The following is a 23,554-nucleotide window of genomic DNA, read 5'->3' as shown; positions in this document are numbered from 1 at the left end:
GAAATGGCATGCTTAGATGGCAAACGGCAGGGGAGTCGCACGGTGAAGCGTTAGTAGCCATGATTGAAGGTTTGCCGGCTGGCGTGCACATTACTAGCAACGATGTAGTTTCGGCACTTGCTCGCCGTCGCCTTGGTTATGGTCGTGGAGCGCGTATGAAGTTTGAGCAAGACAAAGTGCGTCTTTTAACTGGAGTTCGCCACGGAGTAACGCTTGGTTCTCCGATTGCTGTAGAAATCGCGAATACAGAGTGGCCAAAGTGGACCGAAGTAATGAGTGCAGATCCTTTGGATCACGAGGTTGAGCAAGTTGGCAGAAATGCTCCTTTGAGCCGCCCTCGTCCAGGTCATGCGGATTTAACAGGCATGCGCAAGTACGGTTTTAATGATGCTCGCGAAGTTTTGGAGCGTTCGAGTGCTAGGGAAACAGCTTCTCGTGTAGCTTTGGGTGCTATTGCTGATGCGTTTTTACAGCAGGCTTTGGGTGTGCGCACAGTTGCGCATGTTATCGGCATCGGCGGCGAATACACTAACAAAAGTTTAGCTTTACCAACACCAGATGATGTTGCCGCTCTGGATGCTTCTCCAGTTCGCACTCTCGACAAAGATGCTGAAGCTAAAATGATGGCTCGCATCGACGAAGCAAAAGCAAATGCAGATACGCTCGGTGGAGTAGTGGAAGTGCTTGCTTACGGTATGCCTGCAGGAGTTGGCACATACGTTGAGTCGGATCGTCGCTTGGATGCAGCTCTCGCGAGCGCGATTATGGGAATTCAGGCTATTAAAGGCGTGGAAATTGGCGACGGTTTTGCAGAAGCAGATCGCCCAGGATCGGCCGCGCACGACGAAATGGTAACAGACGAAAACGATAAAATTAAGCGTCTTACTAATCGAGCTGGAGGAATTGAAGGCGGAATGTCGAACGGCGAAATTATTCGTGTGCGCGCTGCAATGAAGCCAATTCCGTCTATTCCACGCGCTTTGCGCACAGTGGATGTGCTTACTGGCGAAGCTGCTCAAGCTATTAATCAGCGCTCAGATTTCACTGCTGTGCCAGCTGCTTCTGTAGTTGCAGAAGCGATGGTAAGGCTTACTTTAGCTAAGTATGCTTTGGAAAAATTCGGCGGAGATTCTTTGCAAGAAACGCGCCGAAATGTGGAGTCTTACGTAGCTTCCTGGCCGGAGAATATGAAATGAGCAACACTAAACTTCCGCTAGCTGTTATTATTGGCATGCCTGCTGCTGGGAAAACGCGTATTGGCCGCGAAGTTGCGCATCTTATGAATCTGCCTTTTTATGATACAGATGACATGATCGAGTGCGATATTGATATGTCAATACCGCAATATTTCGAGGAATATGGCCAGGATGCTTTTCGTGAAATAGAAGCTCGCATAGTGCGAGAGGCAATTTTAGGAGATACATCTGCAGAAGATTCTACAAAGGGAATAGTTTCGCTTGGTGGCGGTGCGCCTATGCGTGAAGAAACTCAAAAAGTTTTGCGTGAGTATATGCGTAGTGGTGGTCGCGTTGTGTATTTGCAAGCAAATGCTAAAGAGGCTATTGAGCGCGCAAGCTGGAATAATAATCGTCCTATGTTTTCTGGAGAAGATGCGCAAAAGCGTTGGATGGAATTATTTGAGCAGAGAGATCCTGTTTTTAAGGCGGTGTCGAATATCCACATGCAAACAAAAGGTTCGACTCCGTATATGGCTGCAGAAAAATTAAGGAATATGATTATGCAACGTATTGTGCACGTAACAGGTGAGGGAATTGAACCATACGATGTGCGAATTGGTGACGGTGCAATGCAACTTCTGCCGCAAATGCTTGGAACTAAGCCGGTTAAAGTGGCGTTAGTTCACACGCAACCTGTTCAGCGTCATAGCGACAAAGCTCGAACTATTTTGCGCCAATCTGGTTACGAAGTTTTCGACATGCTAATTCCGGATGCAGAAGCTGGAAAAACTATTAAAGTTGCAAGCAGATTGTGGGCTAACTTGGCAGAAGCTGGTTTTACTCGTTCGGATGCAATTGTTGGTTTAGGCGGGGGAGCAGCAACGGATGTCGCTGGCTTTGTTGCTGCAACTTGGATGCGTGGAATTCGCTATGTAAACTGCCCTACTTCGCTTCTTGCGATGGTTGACGCGTCTACGGGCGGTAAAACTGGTATTAATACGGATGCTGGAAAGAATCTAGTCGGCAGCTTTTACACTCCAGCTGGCGTTTTAGCAGATACTTCTACGCTTGCAACTCTTCCAAACGATATTCTTATTGAAGGCTTGGGTGAGGTTGCAAAATCTGGTTTTATTCGCGACGGTGAAATTTTGAAGATTCTTAGCGATGCCAATAATGCGAAGCTTTTGCGTGAATTTAATGGGGATGATTTAGAAAATAATAACGAACTTCACGAACTGCTCGTGGAGCTTATTGAACGTACAGTTAAAGTAAAGGTGTATCACGTATCGAGCGATTTAAAAGAGCAGGGTTTGCGCGAGTTTTTGAACTACGGGCATACGCTTGGCCACGCGATTGAGCAGATTGAGCATTTCCGCTGGCGTCATGGAAACGCTGTAGCTGTTGGTATGGTTTTTGCGGCGGAGCTTGCGCAAATTTTAGGATATTTGGATGCGGGAGACGTTGCGTATCATCGTTCGCTTTTGGATTCGCTTGGATTGCCAACTTCGTGGCAGTGTGCAAAAGATGCGGATGCTGCTTTTGAGTGCGTGCTTAACCTTATGCATCGCGACAAAAAAGCGCGCGGCAACATGCTACGTTTCGTAATTTTGGATGGTATTTCGAATCCTATTCATCTTGACAACCCGCCTATTGAAGCAGTTAAAGAAGCTTTCGAGCGCGTTTATAAGCAAAATTAATTAATCTTGCGAGGTAAAAATGGAAAATCAGCATACAAAAAAAGTGCTTGTTGTAAACGGACCGAATTTAGGTCGTTTAGGCGTGCGACAGCCGGACGTGTACGGTAGCGAGAACTTTGAAATTTTGCGCGAGAAATGCGAAAAGTGGGGTGCAGAACTTGGGTTTGAAGTAGAAGTGCGCCAAAGTGACGACGAAGCTCAAATGGTTCACTGGATGCACGAAGCTGCCGATACTCATACGCCCGTTGTTATGAATCCTGCCGCTTTTACGCACTACAGTTACGCGCTCGCGGACGCGGCTCACATGGTTTTGGATGCTGGAGTTCCGTTAATGGAAGTGCATATTTCTAATCCTGCTGCGCGCGATGCTTTTCGTAAAATTAGCGTAATTAGTCCTGTTGCAACCGGCACTATTACAGGCATGGGATTGTACGGCTATAAGCTCGCTTTGGAAGCTGTTGCGCATCTTGTTTGATTTTGTTCGATTTTTTGCGAATCAACACCCAGCGTCGAGGCTCGAAGATACTATGGAGTTCCATGGTTAGAAGACAACATGGTAACTCTCAGGAGCATATTACAAAGCATATTTTTGTCACTGGTGGCGTAGTTTCGTCCCTCGGAAAAGGCCTTACAGCATCATCTTTAGGCCGACTTTTACGCAGTCGCGGATTGCATGTATTACAACAAAAACTCGATCCTTATATCAATGTTGACCCGGGTACAATGAACCCATTCCAGCATGGTGAAGTCTATGTTACGGAAGATGGTGCAGAAACAGATCTCGATATTGGTCATTACGAGCGATTCCTCGATGTTTTCTTAAGCCAGAAAGCGAATGTTACAACTGGTCAGATTTATCAGTCTGTGCTTCGTAAGGAGCGCGCTGGCGAATATTTGGGTCAGTGCGTGCAGGTTATTCCGCATATTACTGGTGAAATCAAGTCGCGTATGCGCGCTCAAGCTTCCGACGATGTAGACGTTATTATTACGGAAATTGGCGGAACGGTTGGCGATATTGAGTCCCAGCCATTTTTGGAGGCAGCTCGCGAAGTTCGTCGCGATTTAGGTCCTGAAAACTGCATGTTTGTGCACGTTTCTTTGGTGCCTTATATTGCTGCAGCTCACGAATTGAAAACTAAGCCAACTCAGCATTCTGTTATGATGCTTCGCTCTCTTGGCATTTCTCCAGATGCGCTTGTCTTGCGTTCGGATCGTCCGCTTAATCAAGGCATTAAAGACAAGATTTCGCTTATGTGCGATGTCGATGCTGAAGGCGTTGTGAACTGCGTCGACGCTCCAAGCATTTACGATGTGCCGAAGATTTTGTTCAACGAAGGCTTGGACGCTTACGTTGTGCGCGAACTTGAGCTTCCATTCCACGATGTTGATTGGAACGAGTGGGAAGATTTGCTTGAGCGCGTGCATCATCCAAAGCATGAGCTGAACATTGCAATCGTTGGTAAGTATATTGATTTGCCAGATGCGTACCTTTCTGTTACTGAAGCTATCAAGGCTGGCGGTTTTGCAAACTGGGCTAAGGTAAACGTGCGCTGGGTTGCTGCAGACAAGTGCGAAACTCAAGAAGGTGCGGCTGCGGCTCTTGACCAAATGGATGGCATGGTTATTCCAGGCGGCTTCGGAATTCGCGGTATTGAAGGTAAAATTGGCGCACTTCGTTACGCTCGCGAGCACGGTTTGCCAACGCTTGGTCTTTGCCTTGGCTTGCAATCTATGGTTATTGAATACGCTCGTCACGTGCTTGGACTTGAGGATGCTAATTCCACTGAGTTCGAGAAGGATTGTGGCGATCCAGTAATCGCAACTATGGAAGAGCAGAAGGATATTGTGGCCGGTAAGGGAGATATGGGTCACACAATGAGACTTGGCTCTTACCCTGCAACGCTTGAAGAAGGCTCTATTGTTGCTGAGCTTTATGGCACTACGCATGTTACTGAGCGTCACCGTCACCGTTATGAAGTGAACGTGGCATATAAGGATCGTTTGCGTGAAGCCGGCTTGCGTATTAGCGGTCAAAGCCCAGATGGTAATTTGACTGAGTTTGTGGAGCTTCCAAAGGAAGTTCACCCATTCTACGTAGCAACTCAAGCTCATCCAGAGTTTAAATCTCGCCCAACTAAGCCTCATCCACTGTTTGCTGGCTTGGTTGCGGCTGCTCTTGAGCATCAAGAGGCTTCTCAAAATAGCAAGGAAGATAAGTAGACTTAAGTAAGATTTAAGTAAGGCTTAAGTAAAGCTTAAGTGGGACTTAAGTAAGAATTAAGTAAATAGAAATAAGCGGTAAGACTTGGTTTTCCTAAGTTTTGCCGCTTTTTAATTCGTAAACGACTTTTTCTTTACACTTGCGTAAAGTTTCTGCCGTTTATGTTTTATTAGATTGTGATAAACATTACGTTTTGCACGTAACACGGCTATACCAAGAAATCGCATTACGCGGTAACCTTAGATAGGTGATAATTGAGTGGGGAGAGTGCAAAAGTAGCGCTTTGGGGAGCAGCTTTTGCCAATTAATACGTACCGCGCGCAGGTGTGCGTTAAGTATGGAGGTGTAACAGGCTTTATGAGCGATACTAGCAATATGAGCGATGCTGGCAATATGAATGATACTGGCGTTACTGGCGATCCAAGCGTTGCAGCAAGTGATGGCAATAATTCAGCAAAAAATAAAGCTGCAGACGTTGAGATGAGCCAGTATGTGGCAGATCGCGCTCGCGTAAACGAAGAGAAAATACGTCAAGACGAACAGATTGTTGCTGAATTTGGCGATTACAATTACGGTTGGCATGATTCGGATGCTGCAGGTGAGGCTGCGAAGAAGGGTATTGACGAGTCGGTTGTTCGTGCAATTTCCGCTGACAAGCACGAGCCGGAATGGATGCTAAATCTTCGTTTGCAAGGTTACCGCGCATTTTTGCAAAAGCCGATGCCGGATTGGGGCGTGGATTTAAGCGGTTTTGACGCGGATGATTTTAAATACTACGTGCGTCCGGTTCACGATCAAGCGAAAACTTGGGACGATTTGCCAGAAGATATTCGCAAAACTTACGACAGGCTCGGCATTCCGGAAGCTGAGAAAAAGCGCTTAGTTTCAGGCGTTGCAGCACAGTATGAGTCGGAAGTTATTTACAATTCGATTCGCGAAGACTTGGCTGCGCAAGGCGTAATTTTTGTTGATACGGATACAGCAGTGCAAAAGTATCCGGAGCTTGTAAAAAAGTATTTTGCAACTGTGATTCCAGTTGACGACAACAAGTTTGCGGCTCTTAACACAGCGGCTTGGAGTGGTGGCTCGTTCGTGTACGTTCCAAAAGGCGTGCACGTGGATATTCCGCTTCAGGCTTACTTCCGCATTAATACGCCGAACATGGGTCAGTTTGAGCGCACGTTGATTATTGCAGACGAAGGCTCTTACGTGCATTATGTTGAGGGTTGCACGGCTCCAATTTATTCCACGGATTCTCTTCACGCTGCAAACGTTGAAATTGTTGTGGAAAAGCATGCGCGCGTGCGATACACAACCGTTCAAAACTGGTCAAATAACGTGTATAACTTGGTAACTCAGCGAGCTTACGTGCGCGAAGGCGGCACAATGGAGTGGGTTGACGGCAACATCGGCTCCAAAGCTACTATGAAGTATCCTGCTTGCATTCTTGCTGAGCCGTACGCAAAAGCAGAAACTATGTCTTTGAGCTTTGCTGGACGCGGTCAGTATCAAGATACGGGTGCGAAAATGATTCATTTGGCTCCGCACACGAGTTCAACGATTGTTGCTAAGTCGATTTCGCGCGGCGGCGGACGTTCAGCTTACCGCGGTCTTGTGAAGATTATTAAGGGCGCGAAGGGCTCTAGTTCGTCTGTTGTGTGCGATGCTTTGCTTGTTGACGATTTTTCGAGGTCGGATACTTATCCGCATGTTGACGTGCGTGAAGACGACGTTTCAATGGCTCACGAGGCCACTGTTTCCAAGGTTTCGGAGGATCAGCTTTTCTACTTGATGAGTCGAGGGCTTGAAGAAAAAGAGGCTATGGGCATGATTGTTCGCGGCTTCGTAGAGCCGATTAGCCGCGAGCTTCCAATGGAGTACGCGCTTGAGTTGAATCGCTTAGTTGAGTTGCAAATGGAAGGATCCGTGGGCTGATGAGCGAAGATTTAAAAGAGAATTTAGGCAATAAAATGACAGAAAAAGAAATTACTATTCCTGTAGCAGATCCTAATGATCCGTATGCGGTTCCTGCGGCAATGCCTTCTAGCGCAGACAAATCCGTGCGCTCGTTCAGCGTGGAAGATTTTGCGATTCCAACGCGTAAGCAGGAAGATTGGCGATACACTCCAGTTGAGCGAATTTCCGAGTTTTTCGAGCGTTTCGAGCCTTCTAATAGCATTCATGTAACGCTTGAAGGCGTTGGCGGAGCTGCTTTGGATGATTCTTACGTTGGCAGCGACGGTTCCGTAAGTTTGCAAGTAAAGCCGCAAAACGAGGCTCCTCACACCGAAATGAAGCCTTCTGATCGCGCGGCTGCAGTTGCGTGGAATGCAACGAAACAAGCGCGCGTGCTTCACGTATCTGGCGAAATTAAAAAGCCAATCGTGCTGAAAATTCAGGGTAATAATGTTAATGCGCTTGACGCACTGCACTTAGTAATCGAAGCGGACCCACGTTCAAACGCAGATATTATTATCGAACATACCGGCTGCGCGAAACTTGCAGAAGGTGTGGAAATTATCCTCGGAAAACACGCGCACGTTTCTACTACCTTTATTCAAGAATGGGATTCGGGCAGCAAACACGTTGGAAATCAGCGTATTCACGTGGGTGAGGGTGCTTCGCTTCGCCACACGATGGTCACTCTTGGCGGAGATGTTGTGCGCATTCGCATGGATCAGGATTTTGGCGGCGAGCAGGGCGATTTGAACATGCTCGGCATGTATTTTGTGGATCCGGGCGAGCATGTTGAGCATCGCACGATGGTTGTGCACAATTATCCGGAATGCAAGTCGCGAGTAGTGTACAAGGGTGCTTTGGAAGGAAAGGGCGCGCATTCAACTTGGGTTGGAAACGCGCTTATTAAGCCGGAAGCTCCTGGCACAGATTCGTATGAGTTGAATCGTAATTTGGTGCTCACTCCTGGAGCAATCGCTGATTCTGAGCCGAATTTGGAAATTGAAAACGGAAATATTATTGGTGCCGGTCACGCAAGTTCAGTCGGTAGATTTGACGACGAAGAGCTTTTCTACTTGCAATCGCGCGGAGTTAGTGAGATTGAAGCCAGAAAGCTTGTTGTGCGTGGATTCTTTAACGAGCTGATTGAAGAAATTGGCGTTCCGGAAATTGTTGATCACTTAATGAAGGCAATTGAGCGCCGTCTTGCAAGAACGGAAGAGCCTGCGAAAAAAGAGCCTGCACAAGACTCACCTGCACAAAACTAACTTGCAAGAACGGAAGAATAGGAGAAAAACATGTCAACTTTGGAAATTAAGGATTTGTACGCTTCTGTAGAAACAAAAGAAGGTCGCAAGCAAATCTTAAAAGGCGTGAATCTTACAGTTAATTCTGGCGAAACGCACGCAATTATGGGTCCTAACGGATCTGGAAAGTCTACTCTTGCATACACTTTGGCAGGGCACCCAAAGTATGAAGTTGATTCGGGTCAAGTTCTTCTCGACGGCGAAGATATTTTGAAAATGACTCCTGACGAGCGCGCAAAAGCCGGACTGTTCCTTGCAATGCAGTACCCGGTAGAGGTACCGGGCGTATCTATGACGAACTTCCTTCGCACTGCAAAAACTGAAGTCGAAGGCAAAGCTCCATCTTTAAGAAGCTGGGTGAAAGAACTTAGCGAGGCTATGAAAAAGCTTCGAATGGATCCAAAATTTGCGTCGCGTTCTGTAAACGAAGGCTTTTCCGGCGGTGAAAAGAAGCGTGCGGAAGTTTTGCAACTAGAGCTTTTGAAGCCAAAGTTTGCGATTTTGGATGAAACTGATTCTGGTTTGGACGTTGACGCGCTTCGAATTGTGTCTGAAGGCGTGAATCGCGCCAAAGAAAACACCGGTTTGGGCATTATGATGGTCACGCATTACACGCGAATCCTCAAGTATATTAAGCCGGATATTGTGCACGTTTTTGCGCAAGGTCACTTTGTAAAGACTGCAGGACCGGAGCTTGCGGACGAGCTGGAAGAAGAAGGCTACGACAAGTATTTGCCGGAAGGTACAACTGAGTCGGCACTGGCTTAAGCGCGGTTCAAGTACAGTTTAATCTATCTGTATATTCGTAAGAATAGCGTCAAAATAGCGGTTTAATATGACTACAGTGACTACAGAAAATATTATGCGAGAATTTAGCGATTTGCGCTCGCAGTTTCCGATTTTAAGTCGCACAGTTCACGGCACTTCGCTTCACGATACTGTGCACGGAAAACCTTTGATTTACTTGGATTCTGCAGCTACTTCGCAAAAGCCGCAAGTTGTAATCGACGCCGAAAAAGAGTTTTACGAAACAATTAACGCTGGTGTGCACAGGGGAGCGCACGAGTTGGCTGCACTTTCGACGGTTGCGTTTGAACAAGCGCGCGCGAAAGTTGCGTTGCTTGTTGGAGCGTGCGCAGATGCTGGCAGCGAGGAAATTGTTGTTACTTCGGGAGCTACAGGCGCGCTTAATCTTCTCGCAACTGCTATTAGTAACGCTAGTGCGAAGGCAAAAATCTGCAAAAAAGACAGTAGTGATCTGGCTGATTCTAAAAGTGATTTCCGCAAAAATTTTGCGCTTCAAGAAGGCGACGTAATAGTCGTATCTCGCGCGGATCACCATTCTGTTTTGCTTCCATTCCAAGAGCTGGCTCTTCGCACGGGGGCTGAGCTTCGCTGGATTGATGTAACAGAAGACGGTCGCGTGCGCACGGATGCAGATTATTTGCGAACAATTATTGACGAGCGCACGAAAATCGTTGCAGTTACGCATATTAGCAACGTTACTGGCGCTATTACGGACGTTTCGTCGATTTGCAAGCGCGCTCACGAAGTCGGCGCGATTTTTGTGCTTGACGCATGCCAGTCAGTTCCGCATATTCCAGTTGATTTTCACGCATTAGACGTTGATTTTGCGGCATTTAGTGCGCATAAAATGTATGGTCCTACGGGAGTTGGATTCTTGTATGGTCGTCGCGAGCTTTTGAACGCGCTTCCGCCTGCGAATTTTGGCGGCTCAATGGTGGAGCTTGCTTGGCTTAACAAGCCGGCGCAATACATGGATGTGCCTTACCGCTTTGAGGCTGGAACTCAGCCTGTTGCGCAAATGGTTGCGGCAGGAGTTGCAGCGGATTGGCTGCGCTCGTTGGACATGAACCGAGTTGCAGAGCATGAGCAGGAAATTGCTGCAGAATTGCTAAAATTACGGGATGTTCCAGGAGTTCGCGTTTTGGGTCCGACTGATTTAGAGAATCGAATTGGCACAGTTGCTTTTGAAGTTGAAGGCGTGCATCCGCACGATGTTGGACAGTTTTTGGACGCGCAGGGCATTGCGATTCGCGTCGGGCATCATTGTGCTCAGCCGATTCACCGTCATTTTGGCGTGTACGCTTCGAATCGTGCTTCTGTTGGCGTTTACAATACGATTGATGAGGCTCGTGCGCTTGTTGAAGCAGTCTCACACGTTCGCGCCTATTTTGGCGCATAATATTGTTAGCGAGCGAGTTGGAGAAGTTAGCGAGTTAGTCAATCGAATCGGCGAGTCAACGAGTTAGCGAGTAGGTAAGGAGTGTGTATGTTTGATATGGGTTTTGGTACAACAGGTGCTGGTTTTGGTGCAGGTGCTGGTTTTGCAGATGCGGCTGGTGACGGCTTAGAAAGCATGTACCAAGAAGTAATTTTGGATGCTGCGCGAAATCCGCATGGCAAAACTCATTTCGAAAGTACGGACGAGCTCGCACAAGCGGAATTGCAGGAAGAATCTCAAGAATCTGCAGAAAATACAGAATCTACAAAATCTCAAGAATCTGCAGGAAATACAAAATCTGCCGAAATTACCTTAAATAATGCTCACGAAAGTTGCGCTGTTGCATCTGGAGAAAACTCTGCTTTAGGTCAATCGCACCAATTCAATCCAACTTGCGGCGACGAAGTTACAATGCGAGTAGAGCTTTCACGCAGCGCCAATAATGACGAAACACCAATAGTATCAAGTATTAAGTGGGACGGTCACGGCTGCTCGATTTCGCAAGCAAGCCTTTCAATGATGGTTGATCTAGTCGAAGGAAAATCGGTTGACGAAGCCTTGCGATTAGACGCGCTTTTCCACAAACTTATGGAATCTCGCGGCGCAGGTTTTGAAAACGAAGAGGACGAAGATGCGCTGGAAGATGCAATGGTTTTGCAAGGCGTATCGCGCTACCCAATGCGAATTAAGTGCGCGCTTTTGGCGTGGGAAGGCTTAAAAGACAGCATTGCAAAAGCCTCGCAAAACTTAAATCCGCAAATTCTTGGCAACTTGTAAAATCGAACTTTGGTACAAGCAAAGCAAGGAATATTATGGCAGAAAATCAATCGGCATCTGAGGTGACGCATGAAACGCATCCTGCGAATTTAAGCGCAAATGACATTGGCCGAGTTACAGAAGATGATATTTTAGACGCTTTACACGATGTTGTGGATCCTGAGCTTGGCATTGATGTGGTTGATTTAGGCTTGGTTTATGGCATTGAAATTGATGAGCTTGGGCGCGCAATTATTACTATGACGCTTACTACTCCTGCATGTCCGTTAACTGAATTGATTGAGGATGAGTGTGCGAATGCGCTCGCAGGCTTGGTCGAAGAGTTCCGCATTGACTGGACGTGGAAGCCGCGTTGGAGCGTTGAAAACATTAATGAGGACGGTCGCGCGCAGCTTGAGGCGCTTGGCTACAATCTCAACAGTTTGCAAGCGAGTTTTGCTGCAGGAATGTACGGTTCTGGCGTAGTTGGCGATGCGTCGATGAGTGCCGGTATTCCGCCAACTGTGTGAGTATTTGGTTGGTGTGCTGTTTTGTTTTGTTGTTTCTGTTTTGAAAGCAACGTATTGCACAAGTGGGAATTATGGGCGCTGAAATAAAAGCAGTTAGTGCAAGCGGTATCTGTGATATTCGCGAAATAAGTGATGTGCGCAAAAATAGTATCAGCGAGTATGCTTCGCGCGGAATGACTGACGTTGTTTTCGACTTGCAATTGCTTGTAGATTGGGATGTGCGCCGCACTCTGGATGCAGATTATCCGGATTTTATTGGGGAAGTGCTCTTTAGTTTCGAGCCGGAATGGGGTTTTGAGTTTCACGAGTCATTGCGCGAGGCTGGGTGGAGCAGAAAGCAAGCGATGGATTCGTTTGATGAGCATCACGGACCGGCAGTTACGTGGCTATATCGCTTGTATTTTGAGCGTTTCGAGCGCGGTTTTGCTGGCGAACGCGCGGATGCTTCGGCTGTGGCACGCGAGTTGATTGCGAGCGGCGTGCGCGTGTGGGCACTTGGTAACGCTTCTTGCGATTGGTTAAACTGCGCGCGCAAAACTTGCCCAATACTCGGTGAGTTAAACGGTGTTTGTGCATCTTACGAATCGCATTTGCGCAAACCTGACGTAATGCTTTACCGCGCGTTTTTGCAACACGCCGGTCTTTCCGCTGCTTCCACGCTTTTTCTCGAAAGTGATTCTCGCGCCGCTTCTGCAGCGTCGTTGCTTTATTCTTAAGCTGCGCGCGTGCGCGACGACCTGCTTGAGCGCTGCGATTTAGCGCGCGAAAGCAATTCGGAGCGCTGAGCTTGCTCAGGGTTGAAAGCACAGTGTGCTTTCAACGCAAGCGAGGTCTGCCTTCGTCTCGATTGACGAAGGCAGGGCAGGTTCGCGTGGCGGTGCTTTAGAAACTAGGTTGTGATTGGCGTGCGTAACGAATGAATCCGGCGCTCAAGCACTTTATTGCGCGCGCTCGGCCGCTTCGAGCGAATCGTAGCCATACATGCGCACAGTATTCGCAATTATCATTTGCGTAAGATTTAGATTTTCCGTGCGCAAATTATTTACAAAACGCTGGTATTTTGCGAAAGTTGCGTCAGAATATGTGCTTAATTCGCCTCGCAAATACGTTTCAAAAGACGTATTTTCTGCCGTATCCTCGCTAGTTTTAAGCACGCGCATCGCAAGACCTAAATGCGGGTAGCGATTGTGAAAATCCGCAGCCCACTCGACTTGCGTTAAAATAATCTGCTCCTGCGCGCTTTTTCTAGGCTCCAAAATCGGCTTAATATAAGGCTTAATCGTGCGCTCAAAAATTTCCGGCGCAGTCGACTCCATCATTCGCGCATACTTTTCCGTAATCAAATTGCGTCCATCGCTATTCGCGCGCTCAAGATCCTGTTTATAAGACTCCTGCAAATCAAGCGGCCACGCCAAAAATTGACTCATGCGCATAATGCGAAAAGTTGGCCAGTTTCCTTGGCAATTCGCGCGTCCGCCTTCGTTTTGCGTGAGCTGGAACTGATCCCACTCGAGTTTAGTGATTTCTTCCGCAAGCTTTTGTGTTCTCGGATTTTGCGTTTTCGGAAGATTTTGCGTTTTCGGATTTGCTGATAAATCGTACATCATAAGCTCCTTAAGCACGCCGCACGCGAATTAATATGCGCTTCAACATACGGCCGTTGCCATTCCAAAAAAGTTTCGTCGCAATCGCTTAAGCCCTCGTATTGCAGTTCGCGCACAATATCCTCGCAAATGCTGTCAATTATTTGCGAAACTTGCTTTTGCGCAAGTCCAGCGCCCTTGCCGCCTTCGCCAAAACCGTCTCCGCCGGAGCCGTCTCCGCCAAAGCAAGCAGCGGAAGAAAGTTGCATTATCGACTCAAGTTTGCTGCACACTTCCGGAAGCCTAGAAGCCATGCGATTGCTGAGCTTGCGCAATGCTGCAAACTGCCACTTGTAGTACGGCAAGTAGCCTGCAGTTACGGGATTGTTGAGCAAAAACACGAGTGAAGCGGTTGCGCGCACGAATTCGTTGATAGAAAGACACGCTGCGGAAGCGTCTTTGCGTGCTAGCATTCGTGGAACATTGTATTGACCTGCTTGAGCCATCATGCCAAGTCTGCGCGAGATTAGTGAGATTCGCACGTCGTCCGGCATGAGCTTGAAGCTTTGGCGCGCCTTTGAGAACTCTCCAAGAGGGTCCGCGAAAATTTTGCCATTCGTCGCTGCTGCAAGCGTTGACTCGCTTAGCGATAGCCATAAGTGCGGCTCGTTTTGGCTTGGAGCGGTGGGGAAGCCGGTTAGATTTTCAAAAAATTCGCTTATGCGAAATACTCCGACGCGCTTGCTGCTTTCGCATGATTTAGCGCGCGGTGTTTCGTTGCGAGAGCCAAAACCGGCGTATTTTCGCGGAAGTGCGTCGTAAGCAGTCTGCAAATCCGCGCCGATTTCCGCGTAATCTTCGTCGGTAAGCCATAAGCAGAATCCTGGTCCAAAATCGTGATCGCGCGAAATCTCGTCGTCAAAACCGTAACATTCCGATCCATGACCAACTAATCCTGCAGCTATGCGGTTTTTGTATTTCGCAAATTTTGGCTGATCAAGTAACGGCTTTCCGTAAGTTTGCCAATATGATTGCGCTAATTGCATGCCAGTTTTTATATTATGGTTTGCTGCGTTCTGGTTTGCTGCGTGTGAGTTCGTTGAGTGTTGTTCTGTTATATCTTGGTTTGCTGATTCTTGAATTTCTGTAGATTCTTTCGTAACTTTTTCTGCCAACTCGCGCGCCTGCCGCAAATTTTCTGCCGTAATCGCGTAAGATTCGCTATCTTTTCCGTAGCATCTCGCAATCAAATCAAGTGCCTTACTGTAACTTTCCTCAGCCTGAGCGTACTCGCCGCGCGCGCACTGTACTTGCGCAAAACCTGCCAATGCAGAAGCGTAGTGCGGCTGATTTTCGTTATTCCCCGCGACGTACATGCGAACGCTGGTCGAAGCGTGTTCAAAAGCGGAGTCAAGAGTTGCGGATTTGCTGTTTGTGCTGGTGTTAGGATGCGAGCACTCCTGTGAGCACTCCTGCAACATTGCAAGCGCAAGATTCGTGTGCGTAGCGGCAATATCGATGTCGCGCTCAGGATCCGTGCTCGTATTTTGCAAAATTTCAAGCGCATGATTGAGCTCCTCAATTGCATCATGAGTGCGACCGGTTTCGCTGTAAAGCATCGAAAGATTGTTGTGAAGCGCGGCAAGCTTGCGGTTTTTAGCGCCGAGAGTTTCGGAGGATTCGTTAAGAGCTTGAGTGTAAATTTTTTCGGCGCGATCGTAGCTGCCTGCCGCGCGAAGGCTTGTGGCGGCGTTAATTAGCGTGGTTGTGCCGGCTTCGGTGCCAGCTAAATCCATCTTCTTTGCCAAATCTAGCGCCTTATCAATGATTGGCTTGTTTTTTGCGTGCTCTCCGCGCGATCTATAAAATCCCATGAGTTCGTTGAGAATTGAAAGCTGCAGGGGATTGGCTTCGGCAAGTTTTCGCAAAAGATACGTTTCGATCGTGTCTGCACTTGCGTGATTCGCAAACATTTCGTCAAGCTCGTTATAAAATTGCGCAGCGTTCTCCATCAAAGCCCCCTTGCTATTGCGCTTGTTCACAATCAATCGACTTCAACTTTACAGTCATGTAAAGAAACTGCCGTTTTTACGTCAAAAACCGGCAGAAACTTTACAGCCGCGCGCAGTTTATGCCGCCTTCGCGTCAAAAACCGGCAGAAACTTTACACACGTGTAAAGAAAAAGTCGTTTGCGTGCGAAATAGCGGCAGAAATTTTACAGCCTTGTATAGGAAACGTCGGAATTGCGGTGGGGGGGGGGTGATTCTGGAAATCAAAAGTCGGGCTGGCGGGATTTGAACCCGCGGCCTCTTCGTCCCGAACGAAGCGCGCTACCAAACTGCGCTACAGCCCGATGCTGAAACTCGCGAAAGCATATGCGCATAAAAGTTCCAACAACGTCCGTAATGTTACAGGTTGGCTAATACAAATTATTGTAAAGCGTGTGCAAGTTGCGCAAAGTAAGTCCCGCGCAAGTATATTGCGTACAAGCTGCGGAATTCCTTTGTAAACATATTACAAATTATCGCTACAGCTTCTGTGTAAACATATCGCAAATTAGCACTGCAAGTCGCGTATAAAACCTGTATTACCTACTGGCTACAATTAGCGTTTATGACTGACACCAATACTGCAATGTCTGCCGCGCAAAGTGCCGCAGAATCTGCCGATAAAAATGCAGCAGAAAACGAAGCAACAGATACCGTCAATGAAATTGACACTGTTGAACATGCCGAAATGTTACTCGCTCAAGACGAAGCAATCGCCAAGCGCGTAAACGAAGGCGCAACTCTGGATGAAGCAATCGACCCAAGCAATAAAGAATTTGGACCGCAAGCTCATCCTGAGCAGGTACAGATGCGCGTTGCTAAGCGCGCAATGATGCTTAAGGAAGGCGTGCAGCCTTATCCTGTGCATCTTAACGTTACGGATACTATCGAAAAGGTGCGTGCTGATTTCGATGGCAAGCTTGAAGCTGGCGAAGAAACCGATACTGAGGTTGGTATTGCTGGCCGCGTGCTTTTCTTGCGTAACGCTGGCGGCTTGTGCTTTGTTAAGCTTTCTGCCGGTGACGGTACTACGATTCAGGCGATGGTTTCCAAGAAGGAAATTGGCGAAGAATCCATTAAAAGCTTCAAGCAGATGGTGGATTTGGGCGACCACCTTTACGTGCGCGGTCGCGTGATTTCTTCTAAGACCGGTGAGCTTTCCGTATTCGCAACCGAGTGGGCGATTGCAGCTAAGGCTTTGCAGCCGCTTCCGGCTTTGCACAAGGAATTAAGCGACGACACTCGTACGCGTAAGCCATATATTGGCATGATTGCGGACGAGAAGATTCGCGATATGGTTCGCAGGCGTTCGCGCGCTGTGGCTTCTCTTCGCCGTACTTTCGACAGTCATGACTTCTTGGAAGTCGAAACTCCAATGTTGCAAACGGTTCACGGCGGTGCTGCTGCTCGTCCATTCACAACTCACATGAACGCTTTCGACATTGATCTTTATTTGCGCATTGCTCCGGAGCTTTTCTTGAAGCGCTGCTTGGTTGGTGGCATTGAGCGCGTGTTCGAAATCAACCGCGACTTTAGAAACGAAGGCGTGGATGCAACTCACGCTCCAGAGTTTACAATGCTTGAGGCTTACCAGGCTTACGGCACTTACGATACGATTGCTGCTCTTACCAAGGAGCTGATTCAAAAGGCTGCACTAGACGCTTTCGGTTCAACTAAGGTGACTTTGCTTAACGGCGAAGAGTACGATTTTGGTGGCGAATGGAAGCAGATTACCATGTACGGCTCGCTTTCTGAGGCTTTGGGCGAGGAGATTACTCCGGAAACTTCTGTTGAGCATTTGGGCGCGATTGCGGACAAGCTTGGCGTTGAGCGCGACGAAGTTGAGAATCACGGCAAGTTGGTTGAGCACTTGTGGGAGCACTTCTACGAGGATAAGCTTTACGCGCCAACGTTTGTGCGTGACTTCCCAGTTGAGACTAGCCCGCTTGTTAAGGGTCACCGCACGAAGCCTGGAATGGTTGAAAAGTGGGATTTGTACGTGCGCGGCTTTGAGCTTGCAACCGGCTATTCTGAGCTTAACGATCCTGTTGTGCAGCGCGAGCGCTTTGTTGCTCAAGCTAAGGATGCTTTGGCTGGCGATGTTGAGGCAATGGATATTGATGAGGACTTCATTGAGGCTCTCGGCGTCGGCATGCCTCCTGCTGGCGGCATGGGCATGGGAATTGATCGCTTGCTGATCGCTCTTACGGGCGCAACTATTCGCGAAACAATTACATTCCCACTCGTAAAGCCTCTTCGCTAGTTGACGCAAAGTCAAAGTTAATGTAAGTGTTAATGCAAGTAGTCGTATGAAACGAATAGACTAGGTAATTATGACATACAAATTAGTATTGCTCCGACATGGTCAGAGCGCATGGAATAAGACCAATCAGTTCACTGGTTGGGTTGATGTACCGCTGACTGAGCAGGGTGTCGAGGAAGCTAAGCATGGTGGCGAGCTTCTTAAAGAGAAGAACGTTCTTCCAGACATCGTGTTCACTTCTTTGCTTCGTCGTGCTATCAATACCGCGAATTACGCGCTTGATGCAGCCGACCGCCTTTGGATTCCAGTTCGTCGCAGCTGGCGTTTGAACGAGCGTCACTACGGTGCTTTGCAAGGCAAGAATAAGTCTGCAATTCGTCAGGAATATGGCGATGAGAAGTTCATGATTTGGCGTCGCTCTTACGCAACTCCACCTCCTGAGATTGATCCAAATGATCAGTATTCCCAGGCTAACGATCCGCGTTATGCTGGCGAACCAGTTCCAGAAACTGAGGCTTTGGCAAACGTCGTGACTCGCGTAACTCCTTACTGGGAGTCGGATATTATTCCAGAGCTTAAGTCCGGCAAGACTGTAATGATTGCTGCTCACGGCAACAGCTTGCGCGCAATCGTTAAGATGCTCGATAACTTGAGCGAGGAAGAGATTTCCAAGGTGAACATTCCAACCGCTATTCCTCTGCTTTACGAGTTGGATGAGAACTTCAAGCCAATCAAGCCTCGCGGTGAGTATTTGGATCCAGAAGCTGCTGCTGCCGGTGCTGCCGCTGTGGCTGCTCAGGGTCAGAAGTGAGATTCTGATTCGCTGGCTTTGGAGCGCTTAAGTTAGTTTTGAGAGCTTAAGTTAGCTTTTAAAATAAAAGTAGGTTTGCAATTAATTTGCAAACCTACTTTTTGTTTACTTTTATTTTCATGCGCGCTTTGTGCAACTTGAAATTGCGTAGCGTGTTTTGCTGTAACCGCGTTACGCTACAACAGTGTCTTTATCTGGCTCTGGCTTCTTGGACGGATCGAATCCGGAAACAATAAACACAATTTGCCTTGCGACGGCAACGCAATGGTCTCCAATTCGCTCAATAAAGCGGCTAAGCAGAACGACATCAATTAACTGCCTGCGCGTACCCTTCCAATTTTCGCCTTCTACCAGCTCAAAAATCTTCTCGTGCAATTTGTCGAGCGCATCGTCGCCAGCAATAATAGTTTCCGCAATTTGCACGTCGCGATTTGCAACCATGGTCGTTAAGCGACCTGACAGTTCGCGCAAGAAATCAACCATTGCAACAATAGTTTCGCGTCCTTCTTGTGCAATAGCAGATTCAGGCCAGGTTCGTCTAGTAATTTGAGCGATATGACTTGTTAAATCTCCCATGCGTTCAAACGTTGCAGCTAATCGCATTGTAGCTACAACTTCGCGCAAGTCCGTTGCCACAGGGTTTTGGCGAGCAAGCAAAGTCAAGCATTGGTCAATAGTGTTTGCTTCTAAAGCGTCTAAGTCTGCGTCTTTATCGATAACAGTTTGAGCAGCTTCCAAATCCGCGTTTAAAAGCGCGCTTCCAGCATCGTTCATAGCTTTTGCTACAAGTTCTGCCATGCGTTCGATGTTTGAAGCAATTGCCTTCATTTCTTCGTTGAAAATTACTCGCATGGTGCGTCCTTTCTCAGTGCTGTGAGTTTATTTGAACGCCTAGTTTGCACGTCGCTATAAGTCAGGCATCCTATGTAATTATAGACGACGCTGGTAACGAAGCGACCGAAACTTTACGGCGGTGTAAAGTTTCTGCCGTTTTTGTGGTGATTTTCGACCGAAACTTTACAGCCGTGTAAAGTTTATGCCGCTTTTTAGTTGCATAGTTACAAAAGCGCGCAAAGTATGAGATTATAGGAGTATGCCTCAAGGTTCTTCTGCGGTTGTGATCGTTGTATTTGTTGCTTTCGGCGTGCTTGCGTTGTGCGTTGTGCTTTCGTTGTGTGTGTTGATGTCGGATTGGTTTTCTACAGTTTGCCGTCTTTTTAAACGAGCGTTTAATTATATTCGTGGCGCAAAGTATGACGAAAGCGACGACATAAGCGACGACATAAGCGACGATTCAAGCGACAACGCAAGTGACGATATCAGCTACGACGCGTCCCAAGTTTTGGCAATGCTCGACATGCCAACTGTTGTAATTGATGCCAACAATGACGTAATTCGCGCAAGCTCCGAGGCTTATTTGCTGGGTGTTGTTAGCGATGATTCGTTATGCCAGCCTCGCGTTCTTCAAGCTGTTAATTCCGTGCGAGCTTCTGGCGGATTCGAGCGCTTCTCTTTGGTTACTTTGACACCTGAGCGTTATGTGTCAATAACTGTAAATCCTCAAGAGTCAACCACTGTTTCGCGCCCTAATTGGCTTACTGTTACGGCTGGAAGCATTGGAGGCGGTATCGTAGTTGTAATTATTGAGGATACGAGTGCAGCTCACCGTTTTGCGCAAACTCGCGACGACTTTATTTCCAACGTTTCTGAGCAGTTAATGCGATCTACTCGCAACTTAACTCAGCTTACGAAAGTTTTGCAAAACGAACAGGTATCTGCGCAAAAAATTAAAGATATTGCGCAAATTGCCGGTAAATCTTCCAAGAAACTTGAGCACATGCTTGAAGATTTGTTGTGGCTGGTTCGCGCTCAAAATCCTATTGACTTAGATTCTGCGCAAGTATTTTCTTTGAATGATGTTTTGTCGTATGTGCAAAATCAAGTTGCTTCATTTGCTAAGGATTGTTGCGTACGCGTTGTGTCAAAAGTCGATTCGCGTTTGTGCGTGCGCGGTGAAATTTCGCAAATTCAAGCTGCAGTGCGGAAATTAGTTGAGAATGCAATTACGTATTCTCCAAAAAATTCTACAGTTTCGCTATCTGCGTCACTATCGACAGATGGTCAATACGCTGTGATCCGTGTTGTAGATCGCGGAGTTGGCATTGATTTGCAAGATCAGTCGCGAATTTTTGAACGATTCTATCGTGCGAATAATCAAAATAGTCAAAGCCAGGATGGCGTTGGTTTAGGGCTTGCAATTGCCAAGCATGTGGCACTTACGCACCACGGAAATATTACTCTTTGGAGTATGCCGGGGCAGGGTACTACCGTAAGTTTTGCGCTACCAATTGCAAATAAATAAGCAGCAAATTAGTAAGTTAGAAAATCAGTAAGTTAGCAAGCCAGCAAATCAGCAGTAAATAATTCAGCAAATCAGCAACAAACTATTTTCCTAAGCGCCTGTAGTCCCAGCGGTCAAAATGTTCCCAAATTAATAGCAGAACGCCAATAATTGTTCCCGATGCGCAAAACAACACAGGAAACCAAGTTGTAATATGCAATAACGCAACGATAAGCGCAATTATTGTTGCGACTAGCCACGCGATCGTTCCTATAGCAAAAACCTTTCGCAAATCAACTCGCAGCGGTTTTGGTGCTGCTTTTCGTGCATCAGGATTAACTATAGGTGCAAATTTCATACTTCCAACCATACAACTTACCGAAGTCTAAGTGTGACGAGTGCAGCTTAAGCGCGAAAATTAGCGGATTTAGGCTGTGTGCGTTTCTTACATCCTAACCACGTTGTAACCTTTCACATAGAGGATTGAAAGAAAGTCAGTTGGGGGTGTGGCGTTTGTGCGCTGCGTTCCACGTTTAACATAAGAAAGTGATTAGTATGAGACATGCTGCACATGGTGCCACAAAAGCAAAGAGGCATGGAGATTCGCCGCTTTCGCTGTTTGTAGCTCAGCGTGGCGCGCATGGTGCGCATAGTGTGCGTGGCATGCGTTCTGTTCAAGCTAATCGTGTTAGTGAGCGTTTGGCTGCGGTTGCTACTAGCAATGGTGCTGTTGTAGAGCTTCCAGAAGCTGTTTCTGAGCGTTTGCAGGAGCTTGTTCCTCAAAGCAGGCGCGCGCTTAGGTTGTCTAAACTTGCTAATGAGCGTCGTCGCAATGTAATACTTTCGACTTCTCTTGTTGCAATGGTTGGTACTGTTGCAGCTACTATGGCTTTAACTAAGGTTAATAGTTTTGATTCTCGCGCTTCCGAATTTGAGCCATCTATGACTGCAGTTGGCGACGCATCTTCAACAGTTTCGCGTTCTAGCCAACGCGAGTCTCTTGATCCTATGGCAACTATTAATAACGCTGTTGACTCTATTGAGAATGCTGCTAAAAAATCGCATAATGCGAACTCTGCTGATGCTGCAAATGGCGCGAATGAAAGTAGTTCTGCTCGCTCGAATTCGAAGCATGAAAACTTAGCCGATAAAGTTGCTAATTCGGTACAACCTGGCACTTTTTCTACTATATCTTCGAAGTCTGATTCGTGGAATTTAGGTTCTGGTTCAGGCTTTAATATTGCAGAGATGTCACGTTCTGCTGCGAATAATCCTAAGGTTGCTTTGTTGATAGATAAAGACTTTGACGTTTTGCCGAAGGGCTTTAATCCAAATCATGCAACTGGTGATACTGGTAACGCGTATGAGTTCAGCCAGTGCACGTGGTGGGTGTATGTTCGTCGCCATCAGTTAGGTTTGCCTGTTGGCTCGCATTTTGGCAACGGAAATATGTGGGCTGATTCTGCGCGCAATCTTGGCTATTGGGTAGATAATTCCGCTCGTCATGTTGGCGATATTATGGTGTTCCGCTCAGGTCAGGCTGGTTCTGATCCATTCTACGGGCACGTTGCAGTTGTTGAAAAAATTAATTCAGACGGTTCTATTGAGACTTCTGAATGTGGCGCTTCTTACCAAGGACGAACTTTCTCGCGCAAGTTTGACGCTAAGGAAGTTTCTCAATATCAGTTTATTCATTACTAAAGTTGTACTACCGAAGCTTCGTTACTAAAGCTGCTTTGTTAAAATTAGTTTGTTTATTACTAAAATGAGTTTGCTTGTTACTGGCGTTGCTAATTTCTCTCGTATGTAATGCCCCGATGATATACTGCAAAAAGTATGCTAAAACAAAGTAGAATTTTCTCAGTTTTTGTATCAGCTGCCGCTGCAGCTTCAATGCTTACTGTTATGGCGCCATTCGCCATGGCAGAGTCTTCGCATGAGCTTTCCGAGTCAGCTGTCACTTCTACGCGCGCATTTCCAAAGGTGACGAATGTGCGTCGCGATATTTTAACTGAATCCACTTCTACTGATGTCGACGCAAATTCTCATTGGGGTGGCATAGAAAGCTTGAATGTACCTCAAACTAAGACTACTAGCGAACAAGCTGCTGAAACGGCACGCCGTGCTTTTGCTGGAAATGCTACTGCAAGCCGTTCTGGTTTCCGCAGTGGTGTTGAACAGGTTCCTCTTGCTTCTGTAGTTCCTCCTGATGGTAAGTCTGTTGCCTCTCTTTTGAATTTTGCTACTCAATTCTTAGGCAAAGTGCCGTATCGCAGCGGTGGCAATACTCCTGCTGGATGGGATTGCTCCGGTTTTGTGCAGTATGTTTTTGCTAGTGTTGGTATTTCTTTGCCTCGTACTTCTGGAGCGCAGGCAACTGTTGGAACTCCAATCCCAAGTTTGGCTCAAGCGCAGCCTGGAGATATTATCGCGAATGCGCAGCATGCTTCTATTTATGTTGGCAACGGCATGGTAATTAATTCGCAGCTTGCTGGCACTAAGTACGATCCTATCCGCTACGTGTTCCCAGGCGGGTACTCTATTCGTCGCATTCTGTAGCTTCTATAGTTTCTGTAGCTTCTGTAGTTATATATCGCAAAACTGCCAACACTCAATC

20 protein-coding genes and 1 tRNA gene are annotated in these 23,554 nt (G+C 47.3%); 16 read left to right on the top strand and 5 right to left on the bottom strand.

The genetic code is table 11. The annotated features are described in order from the left end of the window. Positions 1–8: 8 nt before the first annotated feature. The 11 genes from aroC (at position 9) to HXT29_RS03850 (ending at position 12,606) form a co-directional block, all read left to right on the top strand. Positions 9–1,196, top strand: a complete 1,188-nt coding sequence (gene aroC, locus HXT29_RS03900) for a chorismate synthase (protein ID WP_064340467.1) — start codon at positions 9–11, stop codon at positions 1,194–1,196. Continuing rightward, on the top strand, positions 1,193–2,875 hold the full coding sequence (locus HXT29_RS03895; protein WP_064340466.1) for a bifunctional shikimate kinase/3-dehydroquinate synthase: 1,683 nt from the start codon (positions 1,193–1,195) through the stop codon (positions 2,873–2,875). The genes aroC and HXT29_RS03895 overlap by 4 nt, the downstream gene beginning before the upstream one ends. Before the next feature lie 19 nt (positions 2,876–2,894). Then, positions 2,895–3,350, top strand: coding sequence for a type II 3-dehydroquinate dehydratase (locus HXT29_RS03890; protein WP_064340465.1), 456 nt, complete (start codon positions 2,895–2,897; stop codon positions 3,348–3,350). A 62-nt stretch (positions 3,351–3,412) separates the two neighbouring features. Continuing rightward, entirely contained in the window at positions 3,413–5,095 is a 1,683-nt protein-coding gene (locus tag HXT29_RS03885; protein ID WP_004119263.1) for a CTP synthase, read from the top strand. A 394-nt stretch (positions 5,096–5,489) separates the two neighbouring features. Further along, positions 5,490–7,031 carry a Fe-S cluster assembly protein SufB gene (sufB, locus tag HXT29_RS03880; protein WP_100066584.1) on the top strand — a complete coding sequence of 514 codons (1,542 nt, stop codon included), beginning with the start codon at positions 5,490–5,492 and terminating at the stop codon, positions 7,029–7,031. Further along, positions 7,031–8,320 carry a Fe-S cluster assembly protein SufD gene (sufD, locus tag HXT29_RS03875; RefSeq protein ID WP_422118294.1) on the top strand — a complete coding sequence of 430 codons (1,290 nt, stop codon included), beginning with the start codon at positions 7,031–7,033 and terminating at the stop codon, positions 8,318–8,320. Before sufB ends, sufD begins: the two co-directional genes overlap by 1 nt. Before the next feature lie 30 nt (positions 8,321–8,350). Continuing rightward, positions 8,351–9,127, top strand: coding sequence for a Fe-S cluster assembly ATPase SufC (gene sufC / locus HXT29_RS03870; RefSeq protein WP_004105229.1), 777 nt, complete (start codon positions 8,351–8,353; stop codon positions 9,125–9,127). A gap of 94 nt (positions 9,128–9,221) precedes the next feature. Further along, positions 9,222–10,565: a SufS family cysteine desulfurase gene (locus HXT29_RS03865; protein WP_410294724.1), complete on the top strand. Its 1,344-nt coding sequence runs from the start codon at positions 9,222–9,224 to the stop codon at positions 10,563–10,565. A gap of 87 nt (positions 10,566–10,652) precedes the next feature. After that, entirely contained in the window at positions 10,653–11,381 is a 729-nt protein-coding gene (gene sufU / locus HXT29_RS03860) for a Fe-S cluster assembly sulfur transfer protein SufU (protein WP_422118293.1), read from the top strand. A gap of 35 nt (positions 11,382–11,416) precedes the next feature. After that, positions 11,417–11,890, top strand: a complete 474-nt coding sequence (locus HXT29_RS03855; RefSeq protein WP_064340461.1) for a metal-sulfur cluster assembly factor — start codon at positions 11,417–11,419, stop codon at positions 11,888–11,890. Positions 11,891–11,961: 71 nt separating this feature from the next. Further along, entirely contained in the window at positions 11,962–12,606 is a 645-nt protein-coding gene (locus HXT29_RS03850; protein ID WP_410294722.1) for an HAD family hydrolase, read from the top strand. Positions 12,607–12,828: 222 nt separating this feature from the next. Here HXT29_RS03850 and HXT29_RS03845 read toward each other — a convergent pair whose 3' ends face one another. The 3 genes from HXT29_RS03845 to HXT29_RS03835 all read right to left on the bottom strand — a co-directional run bounded on the left by HXT29_RS03845 (position 12,829) and on the right by HXT29_RS03835 (position 15,827). Then, positions 12,829–13,494 carry a DUF4125 family protein gene (locus HXT29_RS03845; RefSeq protein ID WP_174164182.1) on the bottom strand — a complete coding sequence of 222 codons (666 nt, stop codon included), beginning with the start codon at positions 13,492–13,494 and terminating at the stop codon, positions 12,829–12,831. Next, positions 13,494–15,485, bottom strand: a complete 1,992-nt coding sequence (locus HXT29_RS03840; RefSeq protein ID WP_422118292.1) for a DUF4037 domain-containing protein — start codon at positions 15,483–15,485, stop codon at positions 13,494–13,496. The genes HXT29_RS03845 and HXT29_RS03840 overlap by 1 nt, the downstream gene beginning before the upstream one ends. A 268-nt stretch (positions 15,486–15,753) precedes the next feature. Further along, positions 15,754–15,827 (bottom strand) — tRNA-Pro (locus tag HXT29_RS03835). 260 nt (positions 15,828–16,087) lie between these two features. Between HXT29_RS03835 and lysS the strand changes: the two genes are divergently transcribed. Both lysS and HXT29_RS03825 read left to right on the top strand, forming a co-directional pair. Beyond that, positions 16,088–17,785, top strand: coding sequence for a lysine--tRNA ligase (lysS, locus tag HXT29_RS03830; RefSeq protein WP_004105214.1), 1,698 nt, complete (start codon positions 16,088–16,090; stop codon positions 17,783–17,785). A 70-nt stretch (positions 17,786–17,855) separates the two neighbouring features. After that, positions 17,856–18,596, top strand: coding sequence for a phosphoglyceromutase (locus tag HXT29_RS03825; RefSeq protein WP_004119231.1), 741 nt, complete (start codon positions 17,856–17,858; stop codon positions 18,594–18,596). A 171-nt stretch (positions 18,597–18,767) separates the two neighbouring features. Here HXT29_RS03825 and phoU read toward each other — a convergent pair whose 3' ends face one another. Beyond that, positions 18,768–19,448 carry a phosphate signaling complex protein PhoU gene (gene phoU, locus HXT29_RS03820; RefSeq protein ID WP_004105212.1) on the bottom strand — a complete coding sequence of 227 codons (681 nt, stop codon included), beginning with the start codon at positions 19,446–19,448 and terminating at the stop codon, positions 18,768–18,770. A gap of 241 nt (positions 19,449–19,689) precedes the next feature. On the opposite strand from phoU, the gene HXT29_RS03815 reads away from it, so the two are divergent. Beyond that, positions 19,690–20,958, top strand: a complete 1,269-nt coding sequence (locus tag HXT29_RS03815) for a sensor histidine kinase (RefSeq protein WP_422118291.1) — start codon at positions 19,690–19,692, stop codon at positions 20,956–20,958. A gap of 82 nt (positions 20,959–21,040) precedes the next feature. Here HXT29_RS03815 and HXT29_RS03810 read toward each other — a convergent pair whose 3' ends face one another. After that, the gene (locus tag HXT29_RS03810; protein ID WP_004105210.1) at positions 21,041–21,307 is read right to left on the bottom strand and encodes a DUF2530 domain-containing protein; all 267 of its coding nucleotides are present in this window, start codon (positions 21,305–21,307) and stop codon (positions 21,041–21,043) included. 185 nt (positions 21,308–21,492) lie between these two features. Here HXT29_RS03810 and HXT29_RS03805 point away from each other — a divergent pair, with 185 nt between their 5' ends. Beyond that, the gene (locus HXT29_RS03805; protein WP_004119219.1) at positions 21,493–22,638 is read left to right on the top strand and encodes a CHAP domain-containing protein; all 1,146 of its coding nucleotides are present in this window, start codon (positions 21,493–21,495) and stop codon (positions 22,636–22,638) included. Positions 22,639–22,773: 135 nt separating this feature from the next. Next, positions 22,774–23,496, top strand: coding sequence for a C40 family peptidase (locus HXT29_RS03800; protein WP_422118290.1), 723 nt, complete (start codon positions 22,774–22,776; stop codon positions 23,494–23,496). The last annotated feature ends 58 nt before the right edge of the window (positions 23,497–23,554 follow it).

This window comes from Gardnerella sp. DNF00550, assembly GCF_049262685.1.
GTDB classification, from domain to species: domain Bacteria; phylum Actinomycetota; class Actinomycetes; order Actinomycetales; family Bifidobacteriaceae; genus Bifidobacterium; species Bifidobacterium leopoldii.
Note: the sequence above shows the minus strand (reverse complement) of the source record. Positions and strands in the feature narration are given on the sequence as shown.

What these genes read in the sequence shown, in the direction of transcription:
- phoU (WP_004105212.1), bottom strand. Translation starts at nt 19,448, where the DNA reads ATGCGAGTAATTTTCAACGAAGAAATGAAGGCAATTGCTTCAAACATC.
- HXT29_RS03855 (WP_064340461.1), top strand. Translation starts at nt 11,417, where the DNA reads ATGGCAGAAAATCAATCGGCATCTGAGGTGACGCATGAAACGCATCCT.
- HXT29_RS03825 (WP_004119231.1), top strand. Translation starts at nt 17,856, where the DNA reads ATGACATACAAATTAGTATTGCTCCGACATGGTCAGAGCGCATGGAAT.
- HXT29_RS03815 (WP_422118291.1), top strand. Translation starts at nt 19,690, where the DNA reads ATGCCTCAAGGTTCTTCTGCGGTTGTGATCGTTGTATTTGTTGCTTTC.
- HXT29_RS03810 (WP_004105210.1), bottom strand. Translation starts at nt 21,307, where the DNA reads ATGGTTGGAAGTATGAAATTTGCACCTATAGTTAATCCTGATGCACGA.
- HXT29_RS03845 (WP_174164182.1), bottom strand. Translation starts at nt 13,494, where the DNA reads ATGTACGATTTATCAGCAAATCCGAAAACGCAAAATCTTCCGAAAACG.
- HXT29_RS03800 (WP_422118290.1), top strand. Translation starts at nt 22,774, where the DNA reads ATGCTAAAACAAAGTAGAATTTTCTCAGTTTTTGTATCAGCTGCCGCT.
- HXT29_RS03805 (WP_004119219.1), top strand. Translation starts at nt 21,493, where the DNA reads ATGAGACATGCTGCACATGGTGCCACAAAAGCAAAGAGGCATGGAGAT.
- HXT29_RS03840 (WP_422118292.1), bottom strand. Translation starts at nt 15,485, where the DNA reads ATGGAGAACGCTGCGCAATTTTATAACGAGCTTGACGAAATGTTTGCG.
- HXT29_RS03850 (WP_410294722.1), top strand. Translation starts at nt 11,962, where the DNA reads ATGGGCGCTGAAATAAAAGCAGTTAGTGCAAGCGGTATCTGTGATATT.
- sufB (WP_100066584.1), top strand. Translation starts at nt 5,490, where the DNA reads ATGAATGATACTGGCGTTACTGGCGATCCAAGCGTTGCAGCAAGTGAT.
- sufC (WP_004105229.1), top strand. Translation starts at nt 8,351, where the DNA reads ATGTCAACTTTGGAAATTAAGGATTTGTACGCTTCTGTAGAAACAAAA.
- lysS (WP_004105214.1), top strand. Translation starts at nt 16,088, where the DNA reads ATGACTGACACCAATACTGCAATGTCTGCCGCGCAAAGTGCCGCAGAA.
- sufU (WP_422118293.1), top strand. Translation starts at nt 10,653, where the DNA reads ATGTTTGATATGGGTTTTGGTACAACAGGTGCTGGTTTTGGTGCAGGT.
- aroC (WP_064340467.1), top strand. Translation starts at nt 9, where the DNA reads ATGCTTAGATGGCAAACGGCAGGGGAGTCGCACGGTGAAGCGTTAGTA.
- HXT29_RS03895 (WP_064340466.1), top strand. Translation starts at nt 1,193, where the DNA reads ATGAGCAACACTAAACTTCCGCTAGCTGTTATTATTGGCATGCCTGCT.
- HXT29_RS03885 (WP_004119263.1), top strand. Translation starts at nt 3,413, where the DNA reads ATGGTTAGAAGACAACATGGTAACTCTCAGGAGCATATTACAAAGCAT.
- HXT29_RS03865 (WP_410294724.1), top strand. Translation starts at nt 9,222, where the DNA reads ATGCGAGAATTTAGCGATTTGCGCTCGCAGTTTCCGATTTTAAGTCGC.
- HXT29_RS03890 (WP_064340465.1), top strand. Translation starts at nt 2,895, where the DNA reads ATGGAAAATCAGCATACAAAAAAAGTGCTTGTTGTAAACGGACCGAAT.
- sufD (WP_422118294.1), top strand. Translation starts at nt 7,031, where the DNA reads ATGAGCGAAGATTTAAAAGAGAATTTAGGCAATAAAATGACAGAAAAA.